The sequence below is a fragment of the Chitinimonas sp. genome (genome assembly GCF_041904975.1).
GTDB lineage: Bacteria > Pseudomonadota > Gammaproteobacteria > Burkholderiales > Chitinimonadaceae > Chitinimonas.
Genome location: NZ_JAYRLZ010000439.1, coordinates 1 through 2,002 on the forward strand (window position 1 = coordinate 1; position 2,002 = coordinate 2,002).

Below are 2,002 nucleotides of genomic sequence, written 5' to 3' on the forward strand. Positions count from 1 at the left end.
GGTCAGCGCATTGCCGGGGCCAATTTCCAGCACTGCATCCGGCTGCATTTCGACGACCGTTTGCAGGCAGGTTGCCCAATCGAGCGGCGAACATATCTGGCGCGCCAGCGCATCCAGGGCGGCGCGACCGCTGCGGGACGGCGTCGCATCGATGGCGCTCAATACCGGAAACGCTGGTCGGCTATCCGGCAACAGATCGAGAAATTTCTTGAAGTCGGCCGCAGCCGACGCCAGCAACTCCGTATGCGAGGGCGTCTGCACCGCCAGATGGACCAGCCGGCTGGCACCCGCCGCTTCAAACTTTGCGGCTACGGCGATGATCCCGGACCGCGGCCCAGCCACCACCAGATGCTGCGGCGCATTGCGGATGGCCACAGCCAGCCCGGCATCGGCGGCCAGTTGGGCAACCCGGGCATCATCGAGCCCCAGCACAGCCAGCATGCCCTGCTCGCCGGACACCGCCTCATCCATCAGCCGGGCCCGCTCGACACACAGTTCCAGACCCGCGGCGGCGCTGAACAGGCCGGCCGCGCTGCAGGCCGCCATTTCACCCAGCGAATAGCCGGCAGCGCAGACCGGGCGCGGCAAGCGCGGCTGCAGCTTGGCCCACAGCAACATTTGCTGGGCAAAGATCAAGGGTTGGGCGATGCTGTTTTTGGCCAGTTTTTCGGGGTCGACCGCAGCATTCGCATCGGCCATGCCGGGCAGTGCCCGCTGCAGCACCTGACGCAGTTCACCCGTCACACCGGCCTGCACCTGCTGCCAGTGTTCCGGACGCTGGCCACCTTGACCGCTGAAGAGCAGGGCAAGGCGCATGGCTAGGCGAGACCGTCCAGTGCAGCGAGAAAGAGCGTGACGCCGAGCAGGTCGGCGCTGCCGCCGGGACTGAGGCGCCGGGCGATGAAGTCGCGGTCGATCGCGGCGGCATGGGCGCGCCAGTCATCGGCAAACACGCCACCCGCTTCGAGGAATGCGGCAGCGCTCCGGCGGCCGTGCATCAATCCATCCAGACCGCCGCGCCAGAGCAGATTGGTGTCTTCCAGTTCGGTCATCAGCGTGAACAATGCCTGAATGGCCGCGCGCTCGCTGTCGCCGGTCGCTGCCAGGGTGGCGCGATAGGTTGGCAGGCCAAGCTCGAGGGCGGCAGGAAAACCGGCCGCCGCCTCGGCACGGGCACCACCGGTGCCGTAACGGCGAGCGACGAACTGCCCGTGGCTCAGTGTTTCCCCCGCCGCGGGCGCCGCCGATCCGGCGAGAATTTCGCTCCCCCAGAGGTGGCTGACGGTGGCGCAAGTCACTTCGGCGCTCAGGATGGCACCATCAGCCACCAGATAGCCGGCAGCGGCACAAAGCAGCCCGAGGTTGAAAATTGCGCCGCGATGCGTGTTGACCCCAGCGGTCGCGAGCAACATGGCGGCTTCGGCATCAATGCCTAGCGCCTGCAGCGATCCGAAGCCCGGACCTTGCCGGCCGCAGTCGGCAATCGCCGAAAAATACCCGCGCAGCGCATGAAGACTGCGCATGAAAGTCGCGAAATCCATGTCGCCATGGCTGCCCGTGCTCTCCGGGCTGACCAGCCCCGGCTTGGGTGCCAGCGCCGCTTCGCGGTACAGGCTGCGAATGGCCAGCCGGCCGATCTGCGCCGGGTACGGCGAGGACTCGGCAGCGACGATGGTGCTGTCATCGAACAGCAAACCGCTGTGCCCGAAATCATGACGCGCCGCCACCGCCCCGGCCAGACTGTTCAACATCTTCGTTCTCCTTTGTCCAACGATCGACGACCGGCTCAGGCCGCGCATTCCAAAGACAAGCAACTGCCCAGAAATTCGGACAAGGGCATCAGGGCCGGCGCGGCCTCGCCCTTGACCAGCACCTTTTTTCCGGCCGAGCAGTCCGCTTGTGCCAACTCCTGCCAGGCCACCGCGTTTCCATCCGGCAGGCGCAGCTCGCCATCCAGCCGACAGGCCAGCCGGGACTGCGCCCGGGCCAGCGCGGCGAGGGC

General features: G+C 67.0%; 3 protein-coding genes. All 3 read right to left on the minus strand.

The genetic code is table 11. The features are described from left to right. Positions 1-816 (minus strand): malonate decarboxylase subunit epsilon (mdcH, locus tag ACE3OH_RS21930; RefSeq protein ID WP_374358326.1); only part of this gene is annotated, 816 nt, incomplete at its 3' end. 2 nt (positions 817-818) lie between these two features. Beyond that, entirely contained in the window at positions 819-1,751 is a 933-nt protein-coding gene (gene mdcB / locus ACE3OH_RS21935) for a triphosphoribosyl-dephospho-CoA synthase MdcB (RefSeq protein ID WP_374358332.1), read from the minus strand. Positions 1,752-1,786: 35 nt separating this feature from the next. Continuing rightward, the coding region (locus tag ACE3OH_RS21940) for a phosphoribosyl-dephospho-CoA transferase MdcG domain-containing protein (protein ID WP_374358335.1) at positions 1,787-2,002 on the minus strand (216 nt) is incomplete at its 5' end.